21 protein-coding genes are annotated in these 25,229 nt (G+C 63.3%); 7 read left to right on the forward strand and 14 right to left on the reverse strand.

The annotated features are described in order from the left end of the window. Positions 1 to 340: 340 nt before the first annotated feature. The 4 genes from G5S38_RS08870 to G5S38_RS08885 form a co-directional block, all read right to left on the reverse strand. Complete coding sequence (locus tag G5S38_RS08870; RefSeq protein WP_165067482.1) at positions 341 to 2,155, reverse strand: HNH endonuclease signature motif containing protein; 1,815 nt, start codon at positions 2,153 to 2,155, stop codon at positions 341 to 343. A gap of 278 nt (positions 2,156 to 2,433) precedes the next feature. After that, positions 2,434 to 3,030, reverse strand: a complete 597-nt coding sequence (locus G5S38_RS08875; protein WP_235928978.1) for a GNAT family N-acetyltransferase — start codon at positions 3,028 to 3,030, stop codon at positions 2,434 to 2,436. Positions 3,031 to 3,034: 4 nt separating this feature from the next. Further along, positions 3,035 to 4,450: a histidine--tRNA ligase gene (locus G5S38_RS08880; RefSeq protein WP_165067484.1), complete on the reverse strand. Its 1,416-nt coding sequence runs from the start codon at positions 4,448 to 4,450 to the stop codon at positions 3,035 to 3,037. A 55-nt stretch (positions 4,451 to 4,505) separates the two neighbouring features. Then, the gene (locus tag G5S38_RS08885; protein WP_165067486.1) at positions 4,506 to 5,156 is read right to left on the reverse strand and encodes a TetR/AcrR family transcriptional regulator; all 651 of its coding nucleotides are present in this window, start codon (positions 5,154 to 5,156) and stop codon (positions 4,506 to 4,508) included. A gap of 409 nt (positions 5,157 to 5,565) precedes the next feature. On the opposite strand from G5S38_RS08885, the gene G5S38_RS08890 reads away from it, so the two are divergent. Further along, positions 5,566 to 6,921, forward strand: coding sequence for an alpha/beta hydrolase family protein (locus tag G5S38_RS08890; RefSeq protein WP_165067488.1), 1,356 nt, complete (start codon positions 5,566 to 5,568; stop codon positions 6,919 to 6,921). A gap of 42 nt (positions 6,922 to 6,963) precedes the next feature. Here the strand turns inward: G5S38_RS08890 and G5S38_RS08895 are convergent, their stop codons facing one another. The 3 genes from G5S38_RS08895 to G5S38_RS08905 form a co-directional block, all read right to left on the reverse strand. Next, a complete protein-coding gene (locus G5S38_RS08895) occupies positions 6,964 to 7,629 on the reverse strand; it encodes a MazG family protein (protein WP_165067490.1) in 666 nt (221 codons plus the stop codon). A 14-nt stretch (positions 7,630 to 7,643) separates the two neighbouring features. Beyond that, the gene (locus tag G5S38_RS08900; protein WP_235928979.1) at positions 7,644 to 9,083 is read right to left on the reverse strand and encodes an MFS transporter; all 1,440 of its coding nucleotides are present in this window, start codon (positions 9,081 to 9,083) and stop codon (positions 7,644 to 7,646) included. A gap of 162 nt (positions 9,084 to 9,245) precedes the next feature. Further along, a complete protein-coding gene (locus tag G5S38_RS08905; RefSeq protein ID WP_165067492.1) occupies positions 9,246 to 9,389 on the reverse strand; it encodes a hypothetical protein in 144 nt (47 codons plus the stop codon). A 214-nt stretch (positions 9,390 to 9,603) separates the two neighbouring features. Between G5S38_RS08905 and G5S38_RS08910 the strand changes: the two genes are divergently transcribed. After that, positions 9,604 to 10,473 carry a CPBP family intramembrane glutamic endopeptidase gene (locus G5S38_RS08910; RefSeq protein WP_165067494.1) on the forward strand — a complete coding sequence of 290 codons (870 nt, stop codon included), beginning with the start codon at positions 9,604 to 9,606 and terminating at the stop codon, positions 10,471 to 10,473. Positions 10,474 to 10,497: 24 nt separating this feature from the next. On the opposite strand, the gene G5S38_RS08915 is transcribed toward G5S38_RS08910, so the two are convergent. Next, complete coding sequence (locus tag G5S38_RS08915) at positions 10,498 to 12,300, reverse strand: DUF4012 domain-containing protein (protein ID WP_165067496.1); 1,803 nt, start codon at positions 12,298 to 12,300, stop codon at positions 10,498 to 10,500. 102 nt (positions 12,301 to 12,402) lie between these two features. Next, positions 12,403 to 12,954, reverse strand: a complete 552-nt coding sequence (locus G5S38_RS08920; protein WP_165067498.1) for a sortase — start codon at positions 12,952 to 12,954, stop codon at positions 12,403 to 12,405. 289 nt (positions 12,955 to 13,243) lie between these two features. Between G5S38_RS08920 and G5S38_RS08925 the strand changes: the two genes are divergently transcribed. Beyond that, entirely contained in the window at positions 13,244 to 14,728 is a 1,485-nt protein-coding gene (locus G5S38_RS08925) for a sugar transferase (RefSeq protein ID WP_165067500.1), read from the forward strand. Here G5S38_RS08925 and G5S38_RS08930 read toward each other — a convergent pair. The 5 genes from G5S38_RS08930 to G5S38_RS08950 form a co-directional block, all read right to left on the reverse strand. Continuing rightward, positions 14,722 to 15,711 carry a GDP-L-fucose synthase family protein gene (locus G5S38_RS08930; RefSeq protein ID WP_165067502.1) on the reverse strand — a complete coding sequence of 330 codons (990 nt, stop codon included), beginning with the start codon at positions 15,709 to 15,711 and terminating at the stop codon, positions 14,722 to 14,724. The genes G5S38_RS08925 and G5S38_RS08930 overlap by 7 nt on opposite strands. After that, a complete protein-coding gene (gene gmd / locus G5S38_RS08935; RefSeq protein ID WP_165067504.1) occupies positions 15,708 to 16,739 on the reverse strand; it encodes a GDP-mannose 4,6-dehydratase in 1,032 nt (343 codons plus the stop codon). Before gmd ends, G5S38_RS08930 begins: the two co-directional genes overlap by 4 nt. A gap of 96 nt (positions 16,740 to 16,835) precedes the next feature. Continuing rightward, on the reverse strand, positions 16,836 to 18,131 hold the full coding sequence (locus G5S38_RS08940) for a glycosyltransferase family 4 protein (protein WP_268921061.1): 1,296 nt from the start codon (positions 18,129 to 18,131) through the stop codon (positions 16,836 to 16,838). Between the two features lie 95 nt (positions 18,132 to 18,226). Continuing rightward, positions 18,227 to 18,865 carry an arsenate reductase/protein-tyrosine-phosphatase family protein gene (locus G5S38_RS08945; RefSeq protein ID WP_165067506.1) on the reverse strand — a complete coding sequence of 213 codons (639 nt, stop codon included), beginning with the start codon at positions 18,863 to 18,865 and terminating at the stop codon, positions 18,227 to 18,229. Continuing rightward, positions 18,862 to 20,298, reverse strand: coding sequence for a polysaccharide biosynthesis tyrosine autokinase (locus G5S38_RS08950; RefSeq protein ID WP_165067508.1), 1,437 nt, complete (start codon positions 20,296 to 20,298; stop codon positions 18,862 to 18,864). Before G5S38_RS08950 ends, G5S38_RS08945 begins: the two co-directional genes overlap by 4 nt. Positions 20,299 to 20,872: 574 nt before the next feature. Between G5S38_RS08950 and G5S38_RS08955 the strand changes: the two genes are divergently transcribed. The 4 genes from G5S38_RS08955 to G5S38_RS08970 are packed head-to-tail and all read left to right on the forward strand — an operon-like array spanning position 20,873 to position 25,072. After that, complete coding sequence (locus G5S38_RS08955) at positions 20,873 to 22,000, forward strand: polysaccharide pyruvyl transferase family protein (protein ID WP_165067510.1); 1,128 nt, start codon at positions 20,873 to 20,875, stop codon at positions 21,998 to 22,000. Then, the gene (locus tag G5S38_RS08960; RefSeq protein WP_165067512.1) at positions 21,997 to 22,929 is read left to right on the forward strand and encodes a glycosyltransferase; all 933 of its coding nucleotides are present in this window, start codon (positions 21,997 to 21,999) and stop codon (positions 22,927 to 22,929) included. The genes G5S38_RS08955 and G5S38_RS08960 overlap by 4 nt, the downstream gene beginning before the upstream one ends. Continuing rightward, positions 22,930 to 24,156 (forward strand): glycosyltransferase, encoded by a 1,227-nt coding sequence (locus G5S38_RS08965; RefSeq protein WP_165067514.1) that lies wholly within the window; start codon positions 22,930 to 22,932, stop codon positions 24,154 to 24,156. It abuts the gene before it with no gap. After that, positions 24,149 to 25,072: a nitroreductase family protein gene (locus G5S38_RS08970; RefSeq protein WP_165067517.1), complete on the forward strand. Its 924-nt coding sequence runs from the start codon at positions 24,149 to 24,151 to the stop codon at positions 25,070 to 25,072. Before G5S38_RS08965 ends, G5S38_RS08970 begins: the two co-directional genes overlap by 8 nt. Positions 25,073 to 25,229 lie beyond the last annotated feature (157 nt).

The following is a 25,229-nucleotide window of genomic DNA, read 5'->3' on the forward strand; positions in this document are numbered from 1 at the left end:
CGGCGCGCCGCGCCGTCTCGTGTCTTTCTGTGTTTGTGGGTGTGGGGTGGTTTCTTGGCTGTTGCGGGCCGGTCCGGTCTGTTGGGGGGGGGGGGGGGGGGGGGGGGGGGGGGGGGGGGGGGGGGGGGGGGGGGGGGGGGGGGGGGGGGGGGGGGGGGGGGGGGGGCGGGGGGGGGGGGGGGGGGCCGGTGAGTGCGCGGCCGGTGAGTGCGCGGCCGGTGAGCGGCCAGGTGGCAGCGGGTGAGCGGCCGGATGGCAGCGGCAGGCGGGTGAGCGGCCGGGTAGCTGGCTGTCTGGGCTGTCCGGCTCGCGGGCGGCTACTGGCGTCGGCCGGGTGGCGTCAGGTCGCGGCGGGTCGTTGCCGACGGAGTTCTGCGGCGATCGGGCTCTTGCTCGGCATCGGGATCAGCACTCGGTCGGGGTCGACATCGGGTGGGGGCTTGAGGAAGTACTGTGCCCTGTCGCGGACGACTCGCCACCCGTTGTTGTGGATCATCATGTGGTGATGCCGACACAGGCAGATGCCGTCAGCGATGTCTGTGTTGCCGCCGGGCTCGCCGTTCACACCGTGCCACGGGTTGATGTGATGGGCTTCGTAGCGAGTTCGGGGACACCCGGGGAAGCGGCATCCACCATCGCGCACTTCAAGTGCGGTGCGTTGCTTGTCGGTAAAGGAGCGTTTGTCGCGGCCCACGTCGAGTGGTTGCCCGTCGGGGTCGATGAGAACGCCGATCATTCCCGTGGTGCAGATGAGGCGTTCGACCGTGCCGATGGAGAGGGCTTCGTCGCTGCCGTGGATGTGTCCGGGGCCGGTGCCTTGCTCGAGCCGTTCGGCCGTGATGACGACCCGCACGCTCGGGTTGCGGGAGCCGAGCAGCCGGCCGACGGCCGCGCCAGAGCCGGCGGCGCCTGAACCGGCCGCGCCTGAACCGGCGGCGCCTGAACCGGCCGCGCCAGAACCGGCCGCGCCAGAACCGACGGCGCCTGAGCCGGCGACGCTAGAACCGGCGCCAACGGGGGCGTTGGCGTCATCATGAACGTCGGCGTCGACACTACGCCTCGTGGCGGACTTCGCTTTCGGCTTCGCATTCGCTTTGGCCTTCGCCCGTGCCCTCGCGCGGGCCTTGGCCGTCGCGTTGTGCTCGGCGTTGGCGTCGATGGCGAGCTGGACCATTTCCATGAGCGCGTCCGCTCGCAGCTGGTCGTCGGTGCGCGGGTCTTTCATCAGCGCCTCAGCCCGGGCCTGTTCGACCTCGTCGACGAACCGCACCCCGCGACGCGGGGAGAGGACCTGGGCGAAGACGTCTGCGAACAGGGCGCCGTCTTCCGGCGCGAGGGCCCATGATCCGCGGTACATCCCGTTCGGGTCCTCCCAGATGTGCACGTACCGGTCTTCGTGCTGCTGCTTCTCGCGCCGGGCGATGCTGGCCGCGTCGATGCGGTCTCGTAGCTGTCGAGCAAGCCGGTACAGCTGATCGGAGTTCATGCCGTTGGCCGCCCGGATGAGCTCATCCGCGGCGCGGTTCATCGTGTGGTCATCGCAACTGGTGATCTCGCAGAGCACTCGGCGGATGGTGTCGAGGCCCTGAGGGGACAACGTTCCGGCCTTCTGCGCTGCGGCGAGACGCTCGCGCCAATTCAGGATGCGTGCCGGAGCGGGGGTTGGAGTGGGAGCGAAGGCGGGTGGTTCAGTGGAACCCGGTGCACCCTCCCCCGGTTGCGCCTCTTCGGTTCCATCACTGGGTACCGGATGCGCGTCGGCACCTGGAGACACGTCACCTTGCGGGGAGGGGCTACCGGGCTCGTCGGTACGTTCGTGATCGGCGCCAGTCGCTGCGAGGAGTTCGGCATATTCGGCCTCGGCGAGCAGGGTTCCCGTCTGCACGAACCGGGTGGCTTCCCGCTTGGTCAACTGCAGCTCGGTCTGCACCATATCGGTGGCATTCGTGTACCCGGAGCGCTGCGCCAGACCCTGATGACCCAGCTCCCAGCGAGACCGACGCGCGACCTCACCCGAGTACAGCGCGGTGTGTTCGTCGACGTACCGTCGCATCGCCAGGAGGGAGGCGCCCGCGTGCGCGAACTGGGCCGGGTCGAGCGAGGCGTAGGCCATGGCGGAGCGTTCGACCTCGGCGACAGCGTGGGCAGAGGCCACTAGCGGGTCAGAAGGCCGGGGATCTCCCGCCACCGCCCCGGGCGCGGATGCGTCAGCGACCGAGCCGCCGAGCGGATCCGCGAGACCCACCGGATCGTCCGGTGAACCTGCCTCCGGAGTGGGAAGGAATTCCATGCATCCATTTTCCTTCGAAGTTATGTTCGAAGGAAGATAGACAAACCATTCTGCGGAGAGGTCACGAAAGATCTACCTGGGGAGGGATGACCCTGCCCGACGGCCGGGTGCGCCGAGCCGACCGTGCCCGACGCCACCCCTGGTCACCCACCCGCCGGCCGCACCATCCGCAGTTCCCGCACTCCATCCTTGACCGTGACGTTCCCCTCCACAACGAACCCGTGCCGTCGGTAGAACGCCTGCGCACGGGGGTTCGGATCCGCAACCCACAACGAGGCGGGCTCGGTCCGATCGATCACCGCTTTAAGCAGGGCCAGCCCAACCCCCGCGCCGTGAAAGGCGGCCGAGACGTAGAGCACGTACAGCTGACGCGGCCCGCCCGCGTCGTCCATCGACGGACCCGACATAGCGACACCGACGGGCGTCCCCATTGTGCCGGCAAGCTCGAAAGCGCCGGCACCTACACCGGCACCTACACCGACACCAGCACCAGCACCGACACCGACACCGACATCCGTGACCGCAACCGTGACCGCAACCGCGACCCGGTTCTGGGCGTACCGCGGATGCGTCAGGGCTGCAGTCCAGAATTCCTCGCGCCGAGACAGCAGTGCGGGATCATCCAGCACGTCGTCGCGCATGATTCCACGATACGTTTCGCGCCACGCATCCACATGGACTTTCGCCATGCCAGCCACGTCCGCCAGCTCCGGCCGGCGCACCGAAAACCCGGCGGTCACGCGATTACCCCAGCGGGCGAAACTGCAGCGTAGACACGGTGGATTGCGGGGTGACGGTCGCGACGGCGGTGTATCCGGCGGCCGCTAGCTGCTCGAGGAGCGGCTTGACGTTGCGGGGGCGTCGTTCCAGTCGCACGCGGCGCCCCTCGGCGACCAGCGCAGACTTGAGGGCGACGAGTGCTGCCGGCGCAGCATCCACGTCATAAAGGAGCGCGACGGACTCGCGCGCCTCGGAATCGGCCAGCGAAACCAGATCGACGATGCGTTCGAAACCTATCGAGAAGCCCGCGGCGGGCACGTCGACGCCGAGAAAGCGGCCGACCATGCCGTCGTAGCGTCCGCCGCCGCCGAGTGATCCCGATGACGCGGGGTGCGCGATTTCGAACACCGTGCCCGTGTAATAGCCCATGCCTCGTACCAGGAATGGGTCGAAGACGAGCTCGACGGCGGGTGCGGGGGTGGATGATTCGGCAACAGTTTCGGCGGGCACGCCGGCGTCCGCCGAACCGTCGAGACCCAGAGCCGGAGCAGGAGCAGAACCAGGAACAGACGCAGTGGTGGATGCCGCACCCGACGTGCCCGCAGTAGCCGCCGCGACGGCAGCCCCGAGCTCGGCGAGCGGGGCGATCAGCGCCGGATCGACACCCTCGGGCAGTGCCGCGGTGATGCCTTCGACTCCGAAAGGCAACGGCGCCCCGCTCGAAACCGTGGAGCGTTCGAGAAACGTTTCGAGCGCTGCCACGGCGTCGAGGTCGAAACCCCGGTCGCGCAACTCTTGTGTGACGCCCGAAACACCGATCTTGTCGAGCTTGTCGATCGTAATGACGGCGGCGTCGTGGTGCTCGGCGGCGAAGCCGAGGACCTCGAGCATCGCGGTGAGGATTCGGCGGTCATTGATGCGGATGCTGCATCCACTCAGCGACAGCGCCTGCAGTGTTGCGACGGTCGCCGTGATGAGTTCGACCTCGGCGAGCGGTCCGGCCTCGCCGATGATGTCGATGTCGCACTGCATGAACTGCCGGTAACGACCCTTCTGCGGACGTTCCGCCCTCCACACCGGCGCCAGTTGCACAGCCCGGAACACCGCAGGCAGCTCGGCCCGGTGCGACGCATAGAAGCGGGTGAGCGGCACGGTGAGGTCGAAGCGAAGTCCGAGGTCGGAGAGGTCGAGAGGGTCGGATGCCGCCGCGAAATCCTCCGCGGCCAGCCCGCGCTTCAGCACGCCGAAGGCCAGCTTCTCGTTGTCACCACCAAGGCCCGCGTGTAGCCGCGAGCTGTCTTCCATCACGGGAGTTTCGATCTCGTCGAAACCGTGGGCCGAATACACCTCGCGAATTACGGAAAGTACACGCTCGCGGCGGGCCTTGTCAGCGGGCAGGAAGTCGCGCATGCCGCGCGGCGGATTGACGGGAGAAGCCATGCGTCGTTTCTATCAGTTTGCGTGAGGCGTCTCGCGCGAGCGCCCCGCGTGAGCCCTATGCCACAACGGCCGCGGTCGCCTCGGGGTCGGTTTCGATCGCCGGATCGGCCTCGCGTTCCTCAACCAATGCGTCAATGCGCTGGCGATACGACTCCATGCAGTGCTGATAGGCCTCGCTGACGATCTCGAGCTCCCGCGAGACGATGAGGTCGTAATGCAGCCCGTACAGCGCGTTGGCGTGCGCCCGAGCTTCCTTGCGCGCGACTTTCTCCGGCACGCCCAGGGCGACCAGACCGTCTAACGCGCTCTCGTGCCATCGCACCAGCGAGTTCTTCGTCGCCGCTGAGCGCTCGGGATGCAGCGATTCAGCCATTGCCGCTTCGATGACGAGTCGCTGAAGTTGCAGGCTGCGTGGTTGCACCGCCCACTCCCAGTAGCGCTCGAACCGCTGAAAATACACAGCGACGCTCACGTCGGTGACGTCAGCCAGATCGAGGGCGGCGGTTTGTTCCTCGCAGATCGCTTCGACGACGGCGTCGATGAGTTCCTCGCGGGTGCCGAAGTGGTACACGAGCGTGAAGGTACTGACCTCGAGGTGGTCGGCCAGGCTGCGCATGGTGAGCGACGACAGTGTCCTGTCGTGCAGGTACTCGATGATGTCGAGGATCAGCTGCGGACGACGTGCCGGATCGGGCTTCCTGCTCATCTGCGGCCCCCTATCTGAGGTAACCATAACACTCGAGATTGATAACAAGGGTATTCATAACATCGCATAGATAACAGATATTTCCATAACAACACTTGCACTATCGGAATCGCAGAGGTACGGTTCTATCCAAGAGGCCGCCGGGGGGCGGCTTCGAGAAAGCGAAGTCAGGCACTGGTTCGGGTACCGGTGCGTCCTACCGGGGGGTTGAGGGGCTTCGCTTGTATCGGGGGATACAGAGAACGTGTCGAGCCCCCTCCGGCTAGGTCGGAGGGGGCTTCTTCACGCCCCGCGCGAGCAAGTGGATGCTGCGGCCCCACGCACACGGTGGAGGACAGGTCATTTGTGGCACGGGCGCGGATGCCGCCGCGACCAGACTCGCGGCATCCCATGTCTGAAAGGACCTCGCATGCCGCACGACCTCGCCTTCTCCCCCGACCCGGCCTATGACTACGAGATTCGCGGGGTGCTCGGGGTCGCAACGGGCGGGGCGTCGGACCTCGGCGAGGTGCTGGCGGCGACATCCGCGGTGGGAAAGGACCACGAAAAGTGGTTCGTGGCCTGGCGAAACCTCGCGCAGCGCACCCTCGAGACGGCCGATGTCGCCTCCGCCGGCGGCCACCCGGTGAGTGCCGCGGGGGCGTACCTGCGGGCGTCCGCCTACTTCGGCGTCGCCGTCAACGCGCTGGCCGCGCTGCCCGACGCGCTGCCCGGCGACCCGACCGGCACGAACGAGACCACGAACGCCACCAGCACGAACCCGGCCGGCGCGAACGAGACCGGCCCGAACCCCCGCCACAGCCCCCTCGCCCGCTTCGCGCGTCCCGCGCACGCGGCCCACCCCGACCTCACCGCGACCTTCCGCCTGCAGACCGCCGCCTGGAACGGCTTCCTCTCCCACACCGCGCTCGACGTGACTCCCTTCGCGATCGCGTATGGCGACGACGGGTTGCCGGGGTGGTTCTTTCGCGCTCCGAAGTCGGCGCAGGCGGCGGCATCCAAATCGGGCGCGACCCTCGTCGCGGTGAATGGAAGCGACGGTTCGCTCGCCAGCCTGTTCGGCGGCATCGCGTCAAGCGCTTTGGATCGTGGATACAACGTGCTGCTCTTTGACGGACCAGGCCAGCAATCGCAGCTCTTCGACCGCGGCACGACGTTTCGCCCCGACTTCGAGGCGGTACTCACCCCGGTCTACACCGCGGTTGCGCGGCTGGACGGCGTCGACCCAACCCGCATCGCGGTCTACGGCATCAGCCAGGCCGGATTCTGGGTGCCCCGCGCCCTCGCCTCCGAACACCGCTTCGCCGCCGCGATCGCCGACCCCGGCATCGTCGACGTCTCGACCTCGTGGCTGGAACACATTCCGAAGAGCCTCGTGACGCTGCTCGACGAGGCGAAGCACGAGGCGTTCGACCGCGACATGGGCCTCGCGATGAAGGTCGCGCCGGTGACTGCCCGCACGTGGAGGTTCCGCGCCCGCCCCTACGGCGCCGACGGGTACGCCTCGACGCTCGAGCAGGTTCGCCGGCACACGCTCACCGACGAGCAGACAGCCGCGATCACGACCCCGCTGCTGATCACCGCGCCGGAGGACGAGCAGTTCTGGCCCGGGCAGTCCGAGCAGCTCGCCGCGCGCACCGCGAGCGTGTCGACGCTGGTGCGATTCACGGCGACGGAAGGCGCATCCGGCCACTGCCAGCCCCTCGCGCGCACCCTCACCGCCCAGCGCATCCTGGACTGGCTCGATACCCAGCTCGAGGGTTAGAGACCCGCGAGCCCCGACCCGCCCAGCGAAACCGCGCCGACACTAGTCCCCCGCCTCGACCGCCCGCACCTCGTTCTGCAGCCCGCGCAGCGCGCCCCGCAGCGCCCGTTCGGCATCGAGACCCGATGAGCGAGCGGATGCCACGATCCCCAGCAACACCGCCCCGAGCTGGTTCTCGTCGGCGAACGATGCGGAGCCGGCCGACCCGGTAGTGGAGACAGGCACCGACACCCCCACCTTCGCCGCCCGCCCCAGCACCTTCTCCGCGAGCAGCAACGACGGCATGCCCGCGGGGATCCCGTCGAGCACGCTTGTGCGCTCGGGCTTCTCGACGGCCTTGAGGCGATCCCACGCGGCGACGACATCGGCGGATGTCTCGGCAACCGTGTCGCCGAACACGTGCGGGTGCCGGCTGATCATCTTCGCCGACATGTGTTCGGCGACGTCTTCGAGGGTGAACTCCTCCCCCGGCGTGTGGGCGGCCAGGTCGGAGTGGAAGATCACCTGGTAGAGCACGTCGCCGAGCTCCTCGATGAGCTGGTCGCGGTCGCCCGACTCGATCGCCTCGACGAGCTCGTGCGTCTCTTCGATGAGATGCTTCACGAGCGACTCGTGGGTCTGCTCGCGATCCCACGCGCACCCACCGGGCGCCCGCAGTCGGGCGAGCACGGCAACCAGTTCGTCGAGCTTCGGGTTAGGCGCAGTCATGCGTCAATGATGAACTACGCGGTCTCCCCCACGACGCGAGCCGGCGCATCCACCACGTGCTTCGGCATCGCGAATGCCGCGACCACGGTCAGCACCGCGAAGATCGCAACCCCGATGAACACAGCCGTCGACGCGAGCTCGACCGCCGCGGGATCCGTCTGGTCCCCGCCACTCGACGCGAACAGGCCGTTCGCTACCGCGCCGAACACGGCGACACCGACCGCGCTGCCGATCGACCGCGCGAACAGGTTGGTTCCGGTCACCACGCCGCGCTCGTTCCACTCCACGCTGGTCTGCGCCGCGATGAGCGACGGCGTGGCGACGAGTCCTAGCCCGAGGCCGACCACGAAGCACGTGAGCGCGACCATGGCGACCGACGGAGCTCCGGCGAGGCTCGCCAACGCGATCGCTCCGACTGCGGTGATGCCCGACCCGAGCAGAACGGTGAACCGGAATCCGTAACGCAGGTACAGCCGCCCCGACAGCGACGCGGCGATGGGCCAGCCGATGGTGAGCGCGGCGAGCGCGAGTCCGCCGACGATGGGCGAGGTGCCGATGGTGCCGTCGAGGTAGGTGGGCACGTAAGAGGTGAGGCCGATGAGCATCGAGCCGACACCGATCGAGATCAGCGACGTCACGCCGAGCAGGCGGCGCGAGAGCACCCAGAGGGGCAGCACGGGTTCGGCGGCCCGCCGCTCGGCCGCGAAGAACGCGACCAGAAACACGAAACCGACGACGAACACCGAGATGCTCTGCACCGAGCTCCACGCCCAGGCCTGTCCGCCCTCCAGAACGCCCAGGATGATGAGCGTGAGGGCGACGGTCAACAGCGATGCGCCGAGGTAGTCGACCTTGTGCTTGGTGCGCTCGATGCTCTCGTGGTACTGGCGCAGCAGCATCCATGCCGCAATGAGGCAGAGGGGAATGTTGATGAAGAAGATCCAGCGCCACGACACGAATTCGCTGAACACGCCACCGAGGGTCGGGCCGACGACCGATGAGATGGCCCACACGCTGGCGAGGTAGCCCTGCACCTTGGCGCGTTCCTGCAGCGAGTAGATGTCACCGACGATGGTGATCGCGATGGGCTGCACGGCGCCGGCACCGAGTCCCTGGATGGCGCGGAAGGCGATGAGCGCGGGAAGGCTCCACGCGAGCCCGCAGAGGATCGACCCGAGCAGAAACAGTCCGATACCGATGAGGATGATCGGCTTGCGCCCCACCATGTCGCTGAGCTTCGCGTAGATCGGCACCGACACCGCCTGCGCGAGCAGGTAGATCGAGAACAGCCACGGAAACAGCGAGAACCCGCCGAGCTCGTCGACCACGGTCGGTACGGCGGTGGCGAGGATGGTCGCGTCGATGGCGACGAGCCCGGTCGTCATCATCAGGGCGATGAGAATCGGACCCCGCTCCGACCGAAACCCGACTCCGGCGACTGCGCTGCTGCTCACGACATGACCTCGGTTCTGCCGTGCACTCGCTTCGGCCCACAGGAATGCAATCACGCCCCACTGACCGGCATTCCCGAATCTGCCGAGAAAAATGCACAGAACGCATAAATTCCAGAAACGAGACGAGTGGATGCCGCGGCGCCAGCACCCCGCCGCACCGAACTACATCGTGAGCGCGATGCCCGCCAACGTGAGTGCCGCGAGCGCCATGACGACGACGATCACAATCATCAGTGTCGAGGGCCGCCCGCGCCCGATTTTCTGGATCTTCTTGTAGCGCTTGTTCGCCGGTGTTGTTCTCCCCATGCGGGGAGGCTATTCCTGTGTGCGGGTGTGGTGGGTGTCCAGCACGTAAACAGATTCACGTATGCAGTGCTGGCATGCGCGCATGTGAGGTGCTCGGCCAGGGTCCGTTGTACCCCATTTTGCCCCCAGAACGGGGGACGTCTCCGCGATCGCAACGCACCCGAATAAGCAGTGCTCAATCGAATATTCACCCTCCCCTGCGACAATGTTTCGAATGATCACCCCCGAATCCCCCAGCGCGCAGTACTGGCTCTGGGCCGTGCTCGCGGGCCTCATGCTTAACCTGATTACTCGAACCATTCGCCGTGACCGCTCGCAGTACCGCCGCTTCAAGCGCCTGCGCAGCACCCGCCGCCGGCAGCGCGTCTACCGGGAATGGCTCGTCAGCTCCATCCTCACCATCGGCCTGCCCGCGCTCGTGGTGATCGTCGCGACCTGGCAGTACATCCCGCTGCTCCTCGACGATGTGAACGCCTGGCCATGGGTGCGCTTTCTGCGGAATACCTTCATGGATGCCGGCCAACTCGGCATCACCGCCGTGGCCCTGATCGCGGCAATCATCGTCGTCGGCGCGTTCGCCGTGCTGTTCCTGGTCCGCGATACCGACACGGTGCCCTCCGTCGGCGACATCCAGGCGCTCCTCCCCCGCAACCGTGCCGAGCTGCGCTTCGGCGTCGCCCTGTCGATCAACGCAGGCATCTCCGAAGAGCTGCTGTTTCGCCTCGCCCTACCGACCCTGTTGTTCGCGGTCTCCGGCAACGCCGCGCTGGCGATCGTGCTCAGCGTGCTGCTTTTCGGTGCGCTGCACCTCTATCAGGGGAAGGCCGGCGTGATCGGATCCACCATCGTCGGCACCGTACTCATGGCCCTCTACCTCGCGACCGGAACGATCCTCGTGCCGATCGTCGCGCACATCCTCATCGACCTGCGGTCGCTCGTGGCCATCCCGATGGTGGTGTTCCAGGTGCACCGTGGTGGCACGCGCCCGAGAACGGTCCCGCTGGTCGATACCGCGAAACCCGCGCGACCCAAGGCCGCAGACGAACCCGCACAGCCCACCACCCCGAGCGGCGATCCGCTCTAAATCGTTCCGCCCCAGCCGGAGCCCCTACTGCTCGTCGCAGGCGAGCACGATCTCGCCCACCTCGACGGTGTCGATCATCGGCGTCACCCACGCGCCCAACTCTCCGTCGAACGGTTCCGCCCCGAGCCAGTCGAACGAATACACAGCGGTCTGCCCCGGAGCCAGCTCGTTGACCACCTGCGAGACGCCGTACTCGCCGTCGACCGCCGGAAAGTACCCGGTGTCGGAGCCATTCAGCGCGACACCCTGATTCTCCAGTCCGGCCGTGCCGTAGACCGAAACTTGTGTCTTAATGTTGCCTGGCACAACCCCAAACGCCCGGCCACCGGTCACATATGGGGTGAGTGAAGCAGCAGCGTCAGCCGGCGCCGTGTTGGTAACCGTCACATTGACCCTGAACAGCGGCCGACCATCATCCCGACAGGTCGATTGCCCCACGGCCACCTGCGCGTCGAGGTAGGAGTCCATCTTGGCGCCGGTGCCGTCGTTGAAGTACACGCCAAATTGCTGCTGGTCTGCGTCACTGACCGGCAGGTCTCCCCGCAGGTTGGTGCCCGCCAGGATCTCCTGCTCAGCGACATCCGCGTTCCATACCAACACGCGGTTCTCCTCTCCCGCCAGCGCCATCGCGCGAATAAGGGCAGCGGCGTCGAAGTTGCCGCCAGCGACGGCGTCGAAGACCGAGGCAGCTGCGGAGGCGAAGAACAGGTCCTGAATGTTGGTATCCGTGTAGCGGGCGTACACGTCGACGAGCAGCAGCTGCACCGCGTTATCCGCCGTCAGCACGTCCCCGGTCGGAAGCGTGATCGGCCCCGTCGCCTCAAGCAAGTAGCTGAGCACCACCGGGTCGATAGCAATGACGCCGTCGGGCTGCAGGCCAAATTCGCGGTTCCACATTTCCCGGGCAATCTCGGCCGAGAGCGAGAACCGCGGGGTCAGGTTGGCGCTCTGCAGAAAGGCGCCGGTTCGAGCCCCGTACAGGTTCTGCGTCTCCGCTGGCAGCTCGACCACCGGCACCGGGTAAGGCCCGAAGTCTGACGCCTCCGCCTGCTGTGCGAGGTCGATCCGGCCGCCCTCGGTATGCACCAAAGCGACCGCACCAGCGATTCCCCCGGTCGCGCGCAGCTCCGCGAGGTTCGAGAACAGCAGCAGGTAGTCGCGGGGTCCGCCAGCACCGAGCATCGGCGGAACGAGCCGCGCCGCACGGTCCGCGGCATCCAGCGCCCCAGCCGCACTGGTCGCCGCGTCCTGCAGCTGCACAACGGCATCAGTCAACACCGGCAGCGTCGCGGACGTGTCGATCGCATCGGCACGTGCCTGCGCACTCTTCATGGCGATGGATGCTTCGGCAAGCGGTTCCTGCGCGTCGATGAGTGGCTGCAGGTCGATGGCCCCGTCCACCGGCTGAAACGCAGTGGCGTCCATCGACGAAGCAACCGAGATGAGCGGTGCGATGGCATCACCGGCAACGGCGTTGACGGTACCTGCGACATCGCGCACGGCCGTCAGGTTCGGTCCAAGTACAGGGATGACTTCGAACGCGCGCCAGACGGGATCACCCGTTAGTGAAGCGGCAGACGAGGCGTGGTCAGCGAAGTCATTGAAGGTGCCCGTGGCACCCGCCACGTCGCCCGTCGCAACCTGGTCCTGCATCTCACCGGCCAGCGGAATCGCCGCTTCCAGATGATTCTTCGCCAGCAGCCCCCGCACGCCAACCCACGCCGTGGCGACGATGAGTACGAGCAACACCGCGCCCACGATCCACAGCACCCGGGCGCCGACGCTCATGCGGCGTCGTGCTTCCGGAGGTGTCTGGGGTTCAGGCATCGGTCCATTCAATCAGTTCGCTCAGCGGCCTCTCGTGGACCGCACCGGGCAACGCAAAAGACCCCGGACCGAAGTCCGGGGTCTCGTGCTTGGTTCTCGGTGCTACGCGTTGCTGCGCTGGCGGCGCACAACCTGCTGCACGGTGACGAGGCCTGCACCGAGGAGCAGGACTCCACCGGCGCCCCACGCGAGGAGCATCGTGTTGCCGTCTGCGCCGGTGCTGGCGAGGTTGTCGTCGTCGTCTGAATCCGAGCCGGAGCCGGTTCCATTGGACGATCCCGAACCGGCCGCGGCGGCGGTCACCGTGATGGTGCCGATCGCACCGGAGGTGAGGCCGGTCGCGGTGATGGTGTACGAACCCGAGGCGTTGGCCGGGAGCGTGAAGCTGTACGCAGCGGAACCGTCGGCTGCAGCGGTGCCGTTAGCGGTGAGGCTCAGGCCCGCGCCGTTGATGGCGAACGAAACGGTCTCACCGGCGGAGAACGAACCGGCCGCGAACGAAACGGTGAACGTTCCGCCGGGAACGGTCGAACCGCTCACCGAGATGTTCGAGCTGGCGACGTACCCGCTGGCGACCGCTGCGTTGGCGGCGACTGGCGCTGCGAAGAACGCGGCACCAGCGATTGCGGTGACCGCAATGGCTTTTTTGAGCATGATTGTTTCCCCCTAGTGATGGTCAAGCTGTGTCCGCTCCGGTTTTCCTGAAGAGTCCGTAGCGTGAAGATCGCTCTTACTCTAGGGGGAACCCGCTCGAAAACCTACCGAACGTGTTTCGTATGGATTAATTGCCGTAGACAAGTCGGTTGGTGACATGTGCCGAACGGTGACTTTGTACCCCCTTGGCCGGTACGCTGGGGTCGTCACAGCCGCTCTAGGCTGGCCCTTTGTGTCGCAGCCAGGCATTGAATGGGCGTTCGGGGGAGCATGACAGGGCCGGGGGATCATGACTAGCAGAGCGACATCCGCAACCGACGCTGCGTTGCCCAAGACGCAGCGCGACTGGTACGCACTGTATTCGTCACGACTGGTCATCACCGATCTCTTGGTTCTGGTGTGGGTCGTCGTAGGGGTGCAACTGGCATGGCTGGGCTTCGACAGCGCCGATGCCAACTTCAGGGGCAATCTGTCGCAACTCGGCTTGAACTACACCGCCATTTCAGTCGTCATCGTCGGCGCATGGATGGCAGTGCTAGCTATCTTCGGAACCCGTGGTTCTCGCGTACTGGGAACCGGCTCGGACGAGTACAAACTGATCGCCAATGCGTCCGTGCGGCTTTTCGGCTTGGTGGCAATCGTCTCGTACTTGCTCAAACTCGACCTGGCCCGCGGCTACGTCCTCATTGCGTTCCCCTTTGGTCTGGCCATGCTGGTCGCATCACGTTGGATCTGGCGGGTATGGCTACGGGCCCAGCGAGACTTGGGGCGGTATTCATCTCAGGTACTACTCGTCGGTTCGGAGTCGTCGGTGACGCACATCGCCCGGGAACTCGTGAAGCAACCTGCTGCGGGGTACCGCGTAGTCGGAGCATGCATACCAACAGACCGGATCGGCGGACATCTGGGCGGGACGTCGATCCCTGTATGCGGAACCCTCGACAACGTCATCCAGGCCCTCGCAGCCACACGCGCGGACACCGTCATAGTCACCAGCGCGGATGAACTCTCCCCGACCCGCATGCGCGAGCTCAGTTGGAGTCTGGAACCCGGTAATCAGCACCTCATCGTGGCTCCGAGCCTTACCGATGTCAGTGGCCCACGCATCCACACAAGACCCGTTGCAGGTCTGCCCCTCATTCATGTCGAGACACCCCGCTTCGATGGGCGCAAGAACTTTGCGAAGCGCGCGTTCGACATCGTCGCCTCACTGGGCCTCGTCGTGGTGCTGTCCCCAGTCATGGGGGCTATCGCCCTCGGCATCAAACTCACGTCACCGGGACCGGTGCTCTTCTACCAGGACCGTGTGGGTATGGGGGGCACCGCATTCAAAATGTTCAAGTTCCGCTCCATGGTCACCAACGCCGAGTCGCTGCTCGATGAACTGCGAGCTCAGGACCGTGATGCTGGCAACGCCATGCTGTTCAAGATGAAGAATGATCCACGGATCACGCCCATTGGCAAGTTCCTCCGACGGTTCAGCCTCGATGAACTCCCCCAATTGTTCTGCGTGCTCCTGGGCACGATGTCCCTCGTGGGGCCCCGACCACCATTGCAGAGTGAAGTGTCGCGGTACGACCAGCACGTGCACCGTCGGTTCCTGGTGAAGCCCGGCATCACCGGACTGTGGCAGGTGAGCGGCCGGTCGAACTTGACCTGGGAGGAGAGCGTGCGGCTCGACCTCTTCTATGTGGAGAACTGGTCGATAACCGGCGATGTGGTCATTCTGTGGCGAACATTCAAGGCCGTGGTGAACCGCGACGGCGCCTACTGACTGCTCGTTCTCCCGGTGTACCAATCCACAGTCGCGGAGATGCCAGCTTCTAGCGCGATCGAGGGCGTCCACCCCAGTGCTGCGATCTTCGAGATGTCCAATAGCTTCCGCGGGGTTCCATCGGGCTTCGTTGTGTCCCAATGCGTAGTGCCATCGAATCCGACGGTGCGCGCCACCATCTCGGCGAGCTCCTGGATAGTGATATCGCAGCCGGTCCCGACGTTGAGTTGTTGTGGGCCGTCGTAATTCTCCAGCAGGTGGAGGATGGCGACGGCGAGATCGTCGACGTGTAGAAATTCACGCCGCGGTGTGCCGCTTCCCCAGTTAGTTACGGACGGTGACCCGTGGCGCTTGGCCTGGACGTATCGGCGGATGAGAGCAGGTAGGACGTGTGATTCATCGAGCGAGAAGTTATCCCGAGGCCCGTAGACATTCGAAGGCATTGCGGAAATCCATGACAAGCCGTACTGCCGTCGCACTGCCTGAATCTGCGTGATTCCGGCAATCTTGGCGATCGCGTAGGAGTCATTCGTGGGTTCGAGCGTCCCGGTGAGGATCGATTCCTCCGCAATGGGCTGCGGCGCAAACTTTGGGTAAATGCACGACGATCCGAGGAAAAGCAGGCGCTCAACCCCATGCACCCGGGCTGCATCAAGCACGTTGACCTGTATCTGCAGGTTGTCACTGATGAAGTCCACGGGATACGTGTCGACGGCAAGAATCCCTCCCACTCTCGCCGCGGCCAATACGACGTATCGAGGTCGTGTAGCTGCGAAGAACGCGGATGTTGCGCTTCTATCTCGCAGGTCAAGTTGCTCCGAGGTCTGGCCGACAAGGCGTGAAAACCCACGAGATTGCAGATGGCGCCAGATGGCTGAACCCACTAACCCACGATGTCCGGCAATGTAGAACGCGGCTTCACGGTCCAGCTGACCGGCTACCCATCGAGGCGGCTTGCTAGCAGTCGGTCCCGGCTGGTTCATGCCGTATCCCAGGACGCGAGATTCACCTTGTCGATCCACGGGCGACCGTCATGCTCGAGGGCCTCGACGTCGGCATCGACCATGATGCGAGCTAGCTGCTGAGCGTCAACCGTAGCTTCCCAACCCAGAACGGACTTCGCCTTCGACGCATCGCCGACCAGGGCATCGACTTCTGTCGGTCGCAGGTACCGCTGATCGAACTTGACATGGTCCTCCCATCGGAGGCCAACATGGTCAAAAGCGGTCTGCAGAAAATCTCGAACGGTGACGCTACCTCCGGTAGCTAGTACAAAATCGTCCGGTTCGTCGGCCTGGAGCATCCGCCACATTCCTTCGACGTATTCTGCGGCGTAACCCCAGTCGCGAATGGCGTCCAGGTTGCCGAGGTAGAGGTCATCCTGCACACCCGCCTTTATGCGCGCCGCCGCACGGGTGATCTTACGGGTGACGAAAGTCTCACCTCGCCGAGGTGATTCGTGGTTGAAGAGAATTCCATTGCTGGCAAACAGCCCATACGCTTCACGATAATTCTTAGTGATCCAAAAGCTGTAGAGCTTCGCCGCCCCATACGGCGACCGTGGATAGAACGGGGTCGTCTCGTTCTGCGGAGGGGGCGTCGCGCCATACTGCTCGGACGACGAGGCTTGGTAAAAGCGGGTTTCGATACCAGACATCCGGACCGCCTCAAGTAGGCGAATGGTCCCGGTGCCCGTGACGTCGGCCGTATACTCCGGCTCGTCGAAGGACACGCGAACGTGAGATTGTGCCGCGAGGTGATAGACCTCGTCCGGACGGATCTCGCTCATCAGCGTCACGAGTCGCGACCCGTCGGTCAAGTCACCGTAGTAGAGAAAGAGGTGCGCGGAAGGGTTGTGCGGATCAACGTAGAGGTGCTCGATCCGGCTCGTATTGAAGGTTGAAGCCCGGCGAATAAGGCCGTGAACTTCGTACCCCTTAGCCAGCAGGAGTTCCGCCAGATAGGAGCCATCCTGGCCGGTAATCCCTGTAATGAATGCACGCTTCGTCATGTGACCCTGCCCGTTGCGCAGGCTTGGCAGACTCGTCTGCGTATTCGCTGCTGAGGTTTTCCCCACTGTATCGGAACGTGCCGGCGCCTCAGTGATCTACCCAACACCGCGGCGCTTCCGGGATGCCACCTGTTGCAGCCAAGAATGCCAATGGTCGATCGCCCCGTTCTCCTCGAGCAATTCCTCTGAGTACCTGCGACCATGCGTGCCCAAATCTGCCGCCAACTGCGGTCGCGCGCGAAGGAAAATAGCTCCATCGAGGAGCGCCTGTGCATTTCCAGGCTCCACCCTGTGGCCGCCCTGCGACGCATCGATCTCGACCGCCGTCACGCCCCGACGATCCACCGCCGCCAGCACCGGCCGGCCGGAAGCGAAGTACGAAGTCAGTTTGCTCGGTACCGCCATCTCGGAAACACCCACCTTCTCGTTGACCAAGAGCACATCCGCAGCCGCAAGCACCGCGCGGAAGTCGCTGTCGTCGGCCGGGGCGAGAAACTGCAGCCTCTTGAGACCTACGCCGTCGCGCATTAGGCGCTCTCGCTGGGTCCCGTCACCCATCAGCACGAATCGCACCGGGGCGCTCAATCGGTCTGCTATTCGCGCGGCGGTGACGACGCTGTCGAGTCCTTGCTTGACCCCCATGTTTCCCGCGTGCAGCACGACCGTTTCGGTTCCCCAGCCGTAGGCCGCGCGCGTGTTGCCTTCCAGGGTGGCTACCTCCGTAGTTGCGAGGTGCGTCCAGTTTGCGATCACTTCGACACGCTCGGGCTCGACACCGAGGCGACCCGCGAGGTACTCGGCGAAGCGAGAATGGATGGCCACGACACCGGATGCATTTCTGTATGTTGCCCGTTCCAGAGCGGTGACGGCATGTTGTGCCAGACGACTCCCGGTCTGGGTTTCAATCATGCCTCGGCTGTAGATGTCTTGCATCCAGATGGCGACCGAGGGTCGAGCGACGCCAATCCGAGCTCGCAGTGAAGCCACGGCGGTAGAGAAGAGGCCAGGCGACACGAATAGAACCACCTCGGGCCTGCCCCACGGCGCAAGAAGCACACGCAACCCGAAACTCAACTCGGCTACGAGCCGACCTAAGTCAGTGGTCCGACCCGGAACGTAGTGGAGCAATCGTGTAACAGGCACACCCTCCACGACCTCGCTGCGGGTCCACTGTCCATACGTGTCCCGCACCACCCACTCGGGGTAGTGCGGATGCGAAGTCAGCACCCGCACCTCGACGCCCCGGCGATGAAGTCCTTTCGCCAACGCGTGCGTGTACGGGGCAACTCCAGTTACTTCTGGGTGGTAGTTCAGGCCGACGATCAAGACCGAGAGTGGCTGGGGATCCGAGCCCGACAAATTCTCTGAAATCGAGGGCGTTCCCCGTCTCACCGACCCGCCTCACGGTCATCTGCACGCGGAACTTCGCGCGGTTCTTGATTCCTATTCGCTGAACGAAGAAAAATCAACGCGGGACAACCCATTCATCACCGTGTTGTCGCTCTAGCCATGCCCCGGACGATCTGCCAGACCGCCGAGTCGATAGCTGATGCTGCTGCTTCGTAGACGCTTGCAGACCGCCGGTAGGGATCTTCGATATCGTCCACAGTCGCACCTGACGGAGCGGTCGCGACCCCCCGCATGGACGCGGCCTCCACGACGAAGGCTCTAAGGGCCTCGCCTTCTCCGATCGGGCTGTCGCTCCGGCCCGGCCTGGCGTCGATCTCGGTCGAGAGATCGTACGAGGCAGCATCAGCCAGTCGCGCGAATTGGTTCAGTGTAAAGGTATAGCGCGTCGCGCGGGGCAGCATCGAGACCACCTCACTGCGGTGTTCGCGACTTGCAGTCAGTACGAGATCCGCCTCATTGATCATCATCGAAGTCACATCCTTAGCGATGTGACCCGCTGGCTGGCCCCCATAGCGGTGCGAGAGAGCCGCAGCTTCGTCAGTCATGGCTTGTCCGACCAGCGCCATTGTTCCCGCACTGTCGACCGTTACGTTCAGATCCGCGTTCCTGAAACGAGTGGTCAGGAGCTGTTCAGCGAGTGGAGACCGGCAGATATTGCCGGTACAAACAACGAGAACCGCGAAGCCCCCTCGAACAGGCAACTCCTTCGTGGTCAAGAAGCAGTTTTCTGTGCCCGCGCTTTGGCCCTTGCCTTTGGCTTAACCGACTCACCTGGAGCTGAAGTATCGCCGTATCCATACCCGTAGCCATATCGGCCGTAGCCGTAAGCATCTGGCCCCTTTGTGGGCAGCATAGTAAGCACGAGACCAGAGACAGGCGCCCCGACGTTCGTCAGAGCAGAAATCGCAGCCTTCAGCTGGTTCTTGTGGGTCCGACCGGCCGCAACTACAACAAGCGCGCCTCCGACGATCTTCGTCAGAATTGCAGCATCGGTCACGGGTAGGAGCGGAGGCGAGTCGAATATCACTACGTCAAATGCGCGGTTGAATTCGTTCACAAGATGAGTCATGGCTGTTGAACCGAGGAGCTCGCTGGGGTTTGGCGGAATGTGGCCCGCCGGCAGCACGAATAATTCCTTGCGACCCCACGGCTGCAACACATCCTTCAGGTCGGCCCGACCGATGAGCACATCGGTCAACCCAACCGCTCCTTCGAGGTCCATGTAGTCCGCGACCTTAGGACGACGGAGATCCGCGTCGATGAGAAGCACACGCGCTCCCGTATCAGCGAGGGCAATGGCGAGGTTCGCCGCAGTGGTGCTTTTCCCCTCGCTCTGGATTGACGACGTAACGACGAAGCTCCGATCGACCCGGTCAGCGTCAAGATATTGCAGATTGGTCCGCAGTGTACGGAATGACTCAGCGCGAGGGCTTCGCGGATCCGCGTGAACAATGAGGGGTCGGTCCTTTGCCTTGGGATCAAAGACGATTCCGCCAATAATGGGCACGGTCGTGACTTGCTCGACGTCGCGCTCGTTCCGAATCCGCGTGTCCAGTGTCTCGCGCAAAACTGCCGATCCGAGCCCGACAACTGCGCCGACGAGAGCCCCGAGCAAAATGTTCAGCGGCACGTTTGGGCTGATTGGGGCGCTGGGTACCGTTGCTTCTTGCGCGCGAGTCAATTTGACAGGTGACACTGCAGCATCAATCTGGGGCGTCTCGATGTCTTCTACGACTGACGTGAGGCTAGAGGAGATCGCATTGGCAGTCGCGGCGGCCCGCACCGGGTCGGTATCGGTCACCGTGATGTCAATGATGGACGTGTCGAGCGGCGCGGACGCGATCACGCGTTCCGCTAACTGGCCCGCAGTCACTTCCAGGCCCAAGCTCCCGATAACTGGAAGAAGAACGATGGGGGTCGAGGCGAGGTCCGAGTAGGTCTTAACCCGTTGAACGGTGAATGTGTTTCCCTGGGCCAACTCGGAGGTAGATCCTCCCGACTGCGTCGACACAAACACCTTAGAGGTCGCGTTGTAAGTTGGGGTCTGCAGGATCGAATACCCAGCGGCGCCTCCTACCCCAACGAGGACTAGTAACACGATCATTAGCCAGCCTTTGCGCAGAGTGCGCCAGTAATCCTGTAGCTCCATGATCGGCCTTTCCCCTCGTGTCGGAGGCCTAAGCCCGCCCCGTTTTATACTGACACATATCACGGGCTCCCCCGGCTTGTGGATGCGCGTCGTCCCGCATCAACCTGGCCGCGGCCGGAATGCCGCGAGTGCCTATTGCCCCGCATAGAGGAGCGTTTCTGGCAGGGCGACCAAGAGTAACCACTAGCAAAGCCACGGGACGGCCGCCAAGAGTGACGTCAGCCTCAGTTCGGGCTCTTTGCAATCAGATGTTTACATCCAGCAGCTACATACAGATGAGGCACACGGCCAGCGAGCTTGCTATTGACCACACAAAGAGCCAAAGTCGTTAGGAGCGAACCGCACTTGGGGGACACGACGCGGGTTTTACCGGGGACGTTGTGGCGGATGCCGATGCCGGTGGGATTTCGCGGGTCGCCATTAATTTGAAACTACGGGGGTTTGAATGTTCTTTAGGGGGACGGTTCAAGCAGCGGTTCGGAAGTTCTCTGCTCCTCGCAACAGTCTTACCTTGGCGGTCGGGGAGATTGCGATTCGGCTGGGCGCTGTTGTGTCACGTGGCGAGCGAGGTTCAGTGGCCCTTATTGCAGCGACCGGTGGAGGCAACCTTGGCGATCAGGCAATGCTAGAAACCTTCCTCGACGAAACTGCGGGTCTGGAGCGCTCGATTTTTGTCCAATCGCGGTCAGCCGTGGACGTGACGAGCGCATTCGGCCGTTCTGGCGCAGACGACCTTGTCGCCATGCCGGGACTGACGCACGGGTTCGGGCTCCGTCACTTCACTTCTCTCTATCGGTTTGGGCGGTTACTCAGCTCCTTCGCGACCTTGTTTGTGGTCGGCGCCGACGTGATGGATGGGGCCTACAGCGACAAGGCATCGAGGACTAGGTGGCTGATAGCAAAAGTCGCAGCGGACCGGGGCGTCAAGGTCGCGGTGTTGGGATTTAGCTGGAACGGTAAGCCCACTCGAGGCGCCCGTGAAGCTATGCGACGAGCGAGCAAATCGAACGTCACGATGTACGCTCGCGACCCACTCAGCGCCACCCGACTTCGTGAAGACGGATCGACATCTGTGGTGGAGGCGGCAGATACGGTCTTTTTGTATAGCCGGCGAGACGAAGATTCGCGCGAGGCGCAGTTGGTCGCGCAAGCACGTCGTGCTGGCAAGCGGATAGCGCTAGTGAATGCGTCGGGACTTGTGGCTAGCTCGACATCTCAGGTAGGGGCATACGCGTCGGCGATTCAGCTTCTTCAACGGCTCAACTATGCCGTGTTTATGGTCCCGCACGTCGACAGGGCCCCTCGGAGCGACACCAGCGCGATTGCGGCAATCATGACCTCGATTCCAGACTCTGCGAAACCCACTGTGATCGAGATGACCAACCCGTCTATTGTTCGCACAATGGCGTTGGGGGCGGACCTGGTCATCACCGGCCGCATGCATCTAGCCGTCATTGCCCTGTCCTGCGGGGTCCCCGCTGCCGTCATTGCAACTCAGGGCAAGGTGATGGGCCTTCTCGAACTTTTCTCCCTCACGGACCTATGTCTTGAACCGGGCGCCACATTGGAACAAGAGATGTTGAGTCGAATACATCTTATTAACGATCGCATCGGAGGCGTTCGGAATGAGATACAGCGAGCGCTTCCGCACGTGAAGCAACTCGCCGAGCGAAACTTTGAACTGTTGGGGAAAGCAAAATGAAATATCTGTTTGCAGCATCTACGGGTGGTCACTTAGCGCAACTTGTGCGGTTGTCTGCGGGCATGGACGCGTCCGCAGACTCACTTTGGGTAACGTTTCGTTCGCCTCAGAGCGAGTCGCTGCTAGTCGGCAAACGGGTCATTTACCTCCCATATATTCGGCCCCGCGACGTGCGAGGGGTCTTGGCCGGGACCCGTATTATGCTCAAGGCACTTGCCAGCGAAAAATTCGATCACGTCATCAGCACGGGTTCAGCGATTGCGCTGGCTGTATTTCCAGTTTCTCGATACCGGGGTTTCAACACGCAGTACATCGAGAGCGTCTCACGAGTGGACGGGCCATCTGTTACCGGCAGGATCGTTCGTCGGCTACGCCTCGCGAACACTTGGACTCAGCATGAGGGCTGGTCCAGCAAGTCTTGGCAGCTTCATGACAGTGTCATGAGTGGGTTCCAGAAGGTCAGCCGTTCCTCGTCCACTGACGGCCCCCTGAGGCTTTTTGTCACACTTGGCACCATCGAGGGGTATCGATTTGATTCACTCCCCGATCGACTATTGGAACTAGGCGTCGTGGGGGAAAGCACCGTGTGGCAGCTTGGTCATACGACTCGTGACGATCTTCCAGGGACTGCTTTTGGAACTGTCTCTGACAAGGCTTTTGTTCAACACGCCATGGAAGCCGATGTGGTAGTCACTCATGCTGGAGTGGGAACGATTCTAAAGCTGTTGGACATGGGCATCTATCCGGTAGTAGTGACGCGGCGGGTCAAACGGAATGAGCACGTTGACGACCACCAGACGCAGATTGCAGCACTTGTGGAGCGCGAGGAGCTGGCTGCGGTCCACGAGGCGGACGAGTTGACCGAAGCGCATCTGCGAGAAGCAGCCGGGTTCTCGGTTTGCCTCCGACCTGAACGCGTTGACTCGTAGATGAACCAGCCGGACCAGCACAAGCGCGAGCAGGTTGAGTACCTTGTCGGCGGGTTTCGCATCTCGGTGCAAGACGACAGCACCACTCCGGGGCCACGAACGCACATAGTGGGATTCGTAGGTGGATTACGGGCGAAGAACACGAATGTGAACGTACTTGTAGCTTCCACCTTCCCAGGCATGGGGCGGTTCGCTCGAATAAGGCAGACAGACTACGGCTCGTCGTCGCGTCCGCGCATTCTCGCCGCCGACATCATTCGGATCATGGCGGCAGGCTGGAGCGGCGCCAACGTCCTAGTTCGGACTTGGACGGATCGCCGCTCAACAGACATCATCTACGAGCGGGTCGCGGTATTCCAATCACTCTCTTCTTTTCACGCCGCAAAATCTCGGGCGTTTCGCGTCGTTGAGGCCAACGGTATTCTTTCTAGGGAGACTGCCCGTGACCGCAAAGTGCTGGTTTTGGAGGGTCTTGCGGCAGCGCTTGAGCGTAGAGCTCTCAGGCGTGCAAGCCTCGTTGTTTCTGTAAGCGAGGCCCTCAAGCGAGAGCTGGTAGCTTTTGCCGGCCTTACACCCTCGCAAATTCTAGTTCTGCCGAATGCCGCGTCTCTGTCAACTACTGAGTTACCGGTCTCACCTGACGAAGACTCGCCGGTAGTAGGTTTTGTCGGTTCGGTGGTCGAGTGGCACAGGCTGGACAAACTGATTGACAGCTTCGCCCGCACAGACGGGGTCCGACTCGAGGTTATTGGCGAAGGCCCGGAGCTTGAGCGCCTCCAACGAATCTCGGTTGGCTTGGGAATCGCTGGCCGAGTCTCCTTCCTGGGGCGACTGCCCCACGACAAGGCGCTCGAGCGAATGAGCCACTGGTCAGTTGGTTTCGCCGGACACGAAAAATCCTCCAGTACCGTCATGTACCACAGCCCGTTGAAGCTGTACGAATACGCGGCGCTCGGGATGCACATTTTGTGTTCCCCCTCCGATGACGCCGTCTCGTTAGCTGAATCGGCTTCGGTCCATATATACGACACTGAGCGAGATGGGAGCCTCATGGAGGCACTCCTCTCGAGCATCACCGCAGCCCGATCTGACTCACACGAGGCGCGAGTGGTTCGCCGTCAACATGTTGCGGCCAACCACTCTTGGGAAGCGCGCGCCGGTCTATTCCTCGACACTGTGCAACTGCACCGTGTCAGTTACAAGAAAACCGAGGTGCGAGATGTTTAGTTGGCTCCGCAAGCGACGGAACGATGTACGCGCCATTCGAGAATTCATTATGGATTGGCGGCGATTTGCGACGTACGGCGCACCGCCTGCAGATCAAGTCAATGCTTCAAGTGACCTCCGTCACATAGAGGGTCACCTCACGAAGGATTACCACCGGATTGAAAAAGGGCTCTCCCTGCGCGCACCCAAGCGTCCTTTCGGCCTAGAAGTCGGGGCTCGATTATCCCGCCTCGGGGCATTGGCAGATGCGCAGGTAGCGCAAACGCCCTATCGCAAGTACGCCGAAGAAGCGGTGGCTGCTGTCGAAGACTGGAATGCCTCCGGTATCCGATCGGAATCGCTTGCCCCATTAAGAGGTCGCATCGACGCGGAAGACCAGACGCATCTGCGCCGTATCCTGGCTGACCGCCGCAGTGTGAGAGATTTCGATTCCCGCGCGGTTCCCAAAGAGCTCTTAGAGGACGCAGTGGCCCTGGCAGTAAATGCCCCATCCGTTTGCAACCGCGCTCCATGGAACGTCCGCTTTTATTCTGGTGGGTCCGCTGCCCAGGACGTGCTGCGGTTTCAGAACGGAAATCGAGGATTCGGCGACTCCGTGCCTGTGGTAGCGCTAGTTACCAGTGACCTCAGATTGTTTAGTCAAGCTGGTGAGCGCAATCAAGCCTGGATTGAAGGGGGTATTTTCGCGATGGCCTTGGGAACCGCGCTTCATGGCTTGGGACTAGGGACTTGCATGCTCAACCTCTCGTTGACAACGGAGAAAATGAACGCACTACACCAGGCCGCGGGGATACCCAAGCACGACGTTCCAATCATGATGATTGCTATCGGCTTTGCGGCGCCCACCGCACGAACGGCACGGTCTCCAAGAAGGAACCCTTCCGAAGTCGCGGACTACATCACGGGCAGCCTGTGATTCAGATAACGCAGGGCACAACAACTTATGGGCAGTTTGACGTTCCTAAGTTGATTCCTTCGCATCCACGGCGGGTAAAGAGGCGCGCAGCCTGGGTGGGCGCGCTACTGGGGCTCTCAGCGGCGTTTAGTGGAGTGGTTCTCCCGGTAAGTATTGG

This window comes from Marisediminicola senii (assembly GCF_011057645.1).
Taxonomy (GTDB): Bacteria; Actinomycetota; Actinomycetes; order Actinomycetales; family Microbacteriaceae; genus Marisediminicola; species Marisediminicola senii.

Excerpts from the sequence above, each read along its gene's own strand:
- G5S38_RS08880 (WP_165067484.1), bottom strand. The coding sequence starts at position 4,450 with ATGGCTTCTCCCGTCAATCCGCCGCGCGGCATGCGCGACTTCCTGCCC.
- G5S38_RS08885 (WP_165067486.1), bottom strand. The coding sequence starts at position 5,156 with ATGAGCAGGAAGCCCGATCCGGCACGTCGTCCGCAGCTGATCCTCGAC.
- G5S38_RS08890 (WP_165067488.1), top strand. The coding sequence starts at position 5,566 with ATGCCGCACGACCTCGCCTTCTCCCCCGACCCGGCCTATGACTACGAG.
- G5S38_RS08895 (WP_165067490.1), bottom strand. The coding sequence starts at position 7,629 with ATGACTGCGCCTAACCCGAAGCTCGACGAACTGGTTGCCGTGCTCGCC.
- G5S38_RS08905 (WP_165067492.1), bottom strand. The coding sequence starts at position 9,389 with ATGGGGAGAACAACACCGGCGAACAAGCGCTACAAGAAGATCCAGAAA.
- G5S38_RS08910 (WP_165067494.1), top strand. The coding sequence starts at position 9,604 with ATGATCACCCCCGAATCCCCCAGCGCGCAGTACTGGCTCTGGGCCGTG.
- G5S38_RS08915 (WP_165067496.1), bottom strand. The coding sequence starts at position 12,300 with ATGCCTGAACCCCAGACACCTCCGGAAGCACGACGCCGCATGAGCGTC.
- G5S38_RS08920 (WP_165067498.1), bottom strand. The coding sequence starts at position 12,954 with ATGCTCAAAAAAGCCATTGCGGTCACCGCAATCGCTGGTGCCGCGTTC.
- G5S38_RS08925 (WP_165067500.1), top strand. The coding sequence starts at position 13,244 with ATGACTAGCAGAGCGACATCCGCAACCGACGCTGCGTTGCCCAAGACG.
- G5S38_RS08930 (WP_165067502.1), bottom strand. The coding sequence starts at position 15,711 with ATGAACCAGCCGGGACCGACTGCTAGCAAGCCGCCTCGATGGGTAGCC.
- gmd (WP_165067504.1), bottom strand. The coding sequence starts at position 16,739 with ATGACGAAGCGTGCATTCATTACAGGGATTACCGGCCAGGATGGCTCC.
- G5S38_RS08950 (WP_165067508.1), bottom strand. The coding sequence starts at position 20,298 with ATGGAGCTACAGGATTACTGGCGCACTCTGCGCAAAGGCTGGCTAATG.
- G5S38_RS08960 (WP_165067512.1), top strand. The coding sequence starts at position 21,997 with ATGAAATATCTGTTTGCAGCATCTACGGGTGGTCACTTAGCGCAACTT.
- G5S38_RS08965 (WP_165067514.1), top strand. The coding sequence starts at position 22,930 with ATGAACCAGCCGGACCAGCACAAGCGCGAGCAGGTTGAGTACCTTGTC.
- G5S38_RS08970 (WP_165067517.1), top strand. The coding sequence starts at position 24,149 with ATGTTTAGTTGGCTCCGCAAGCGACGGAACGATGTACGCGCCATTCGA.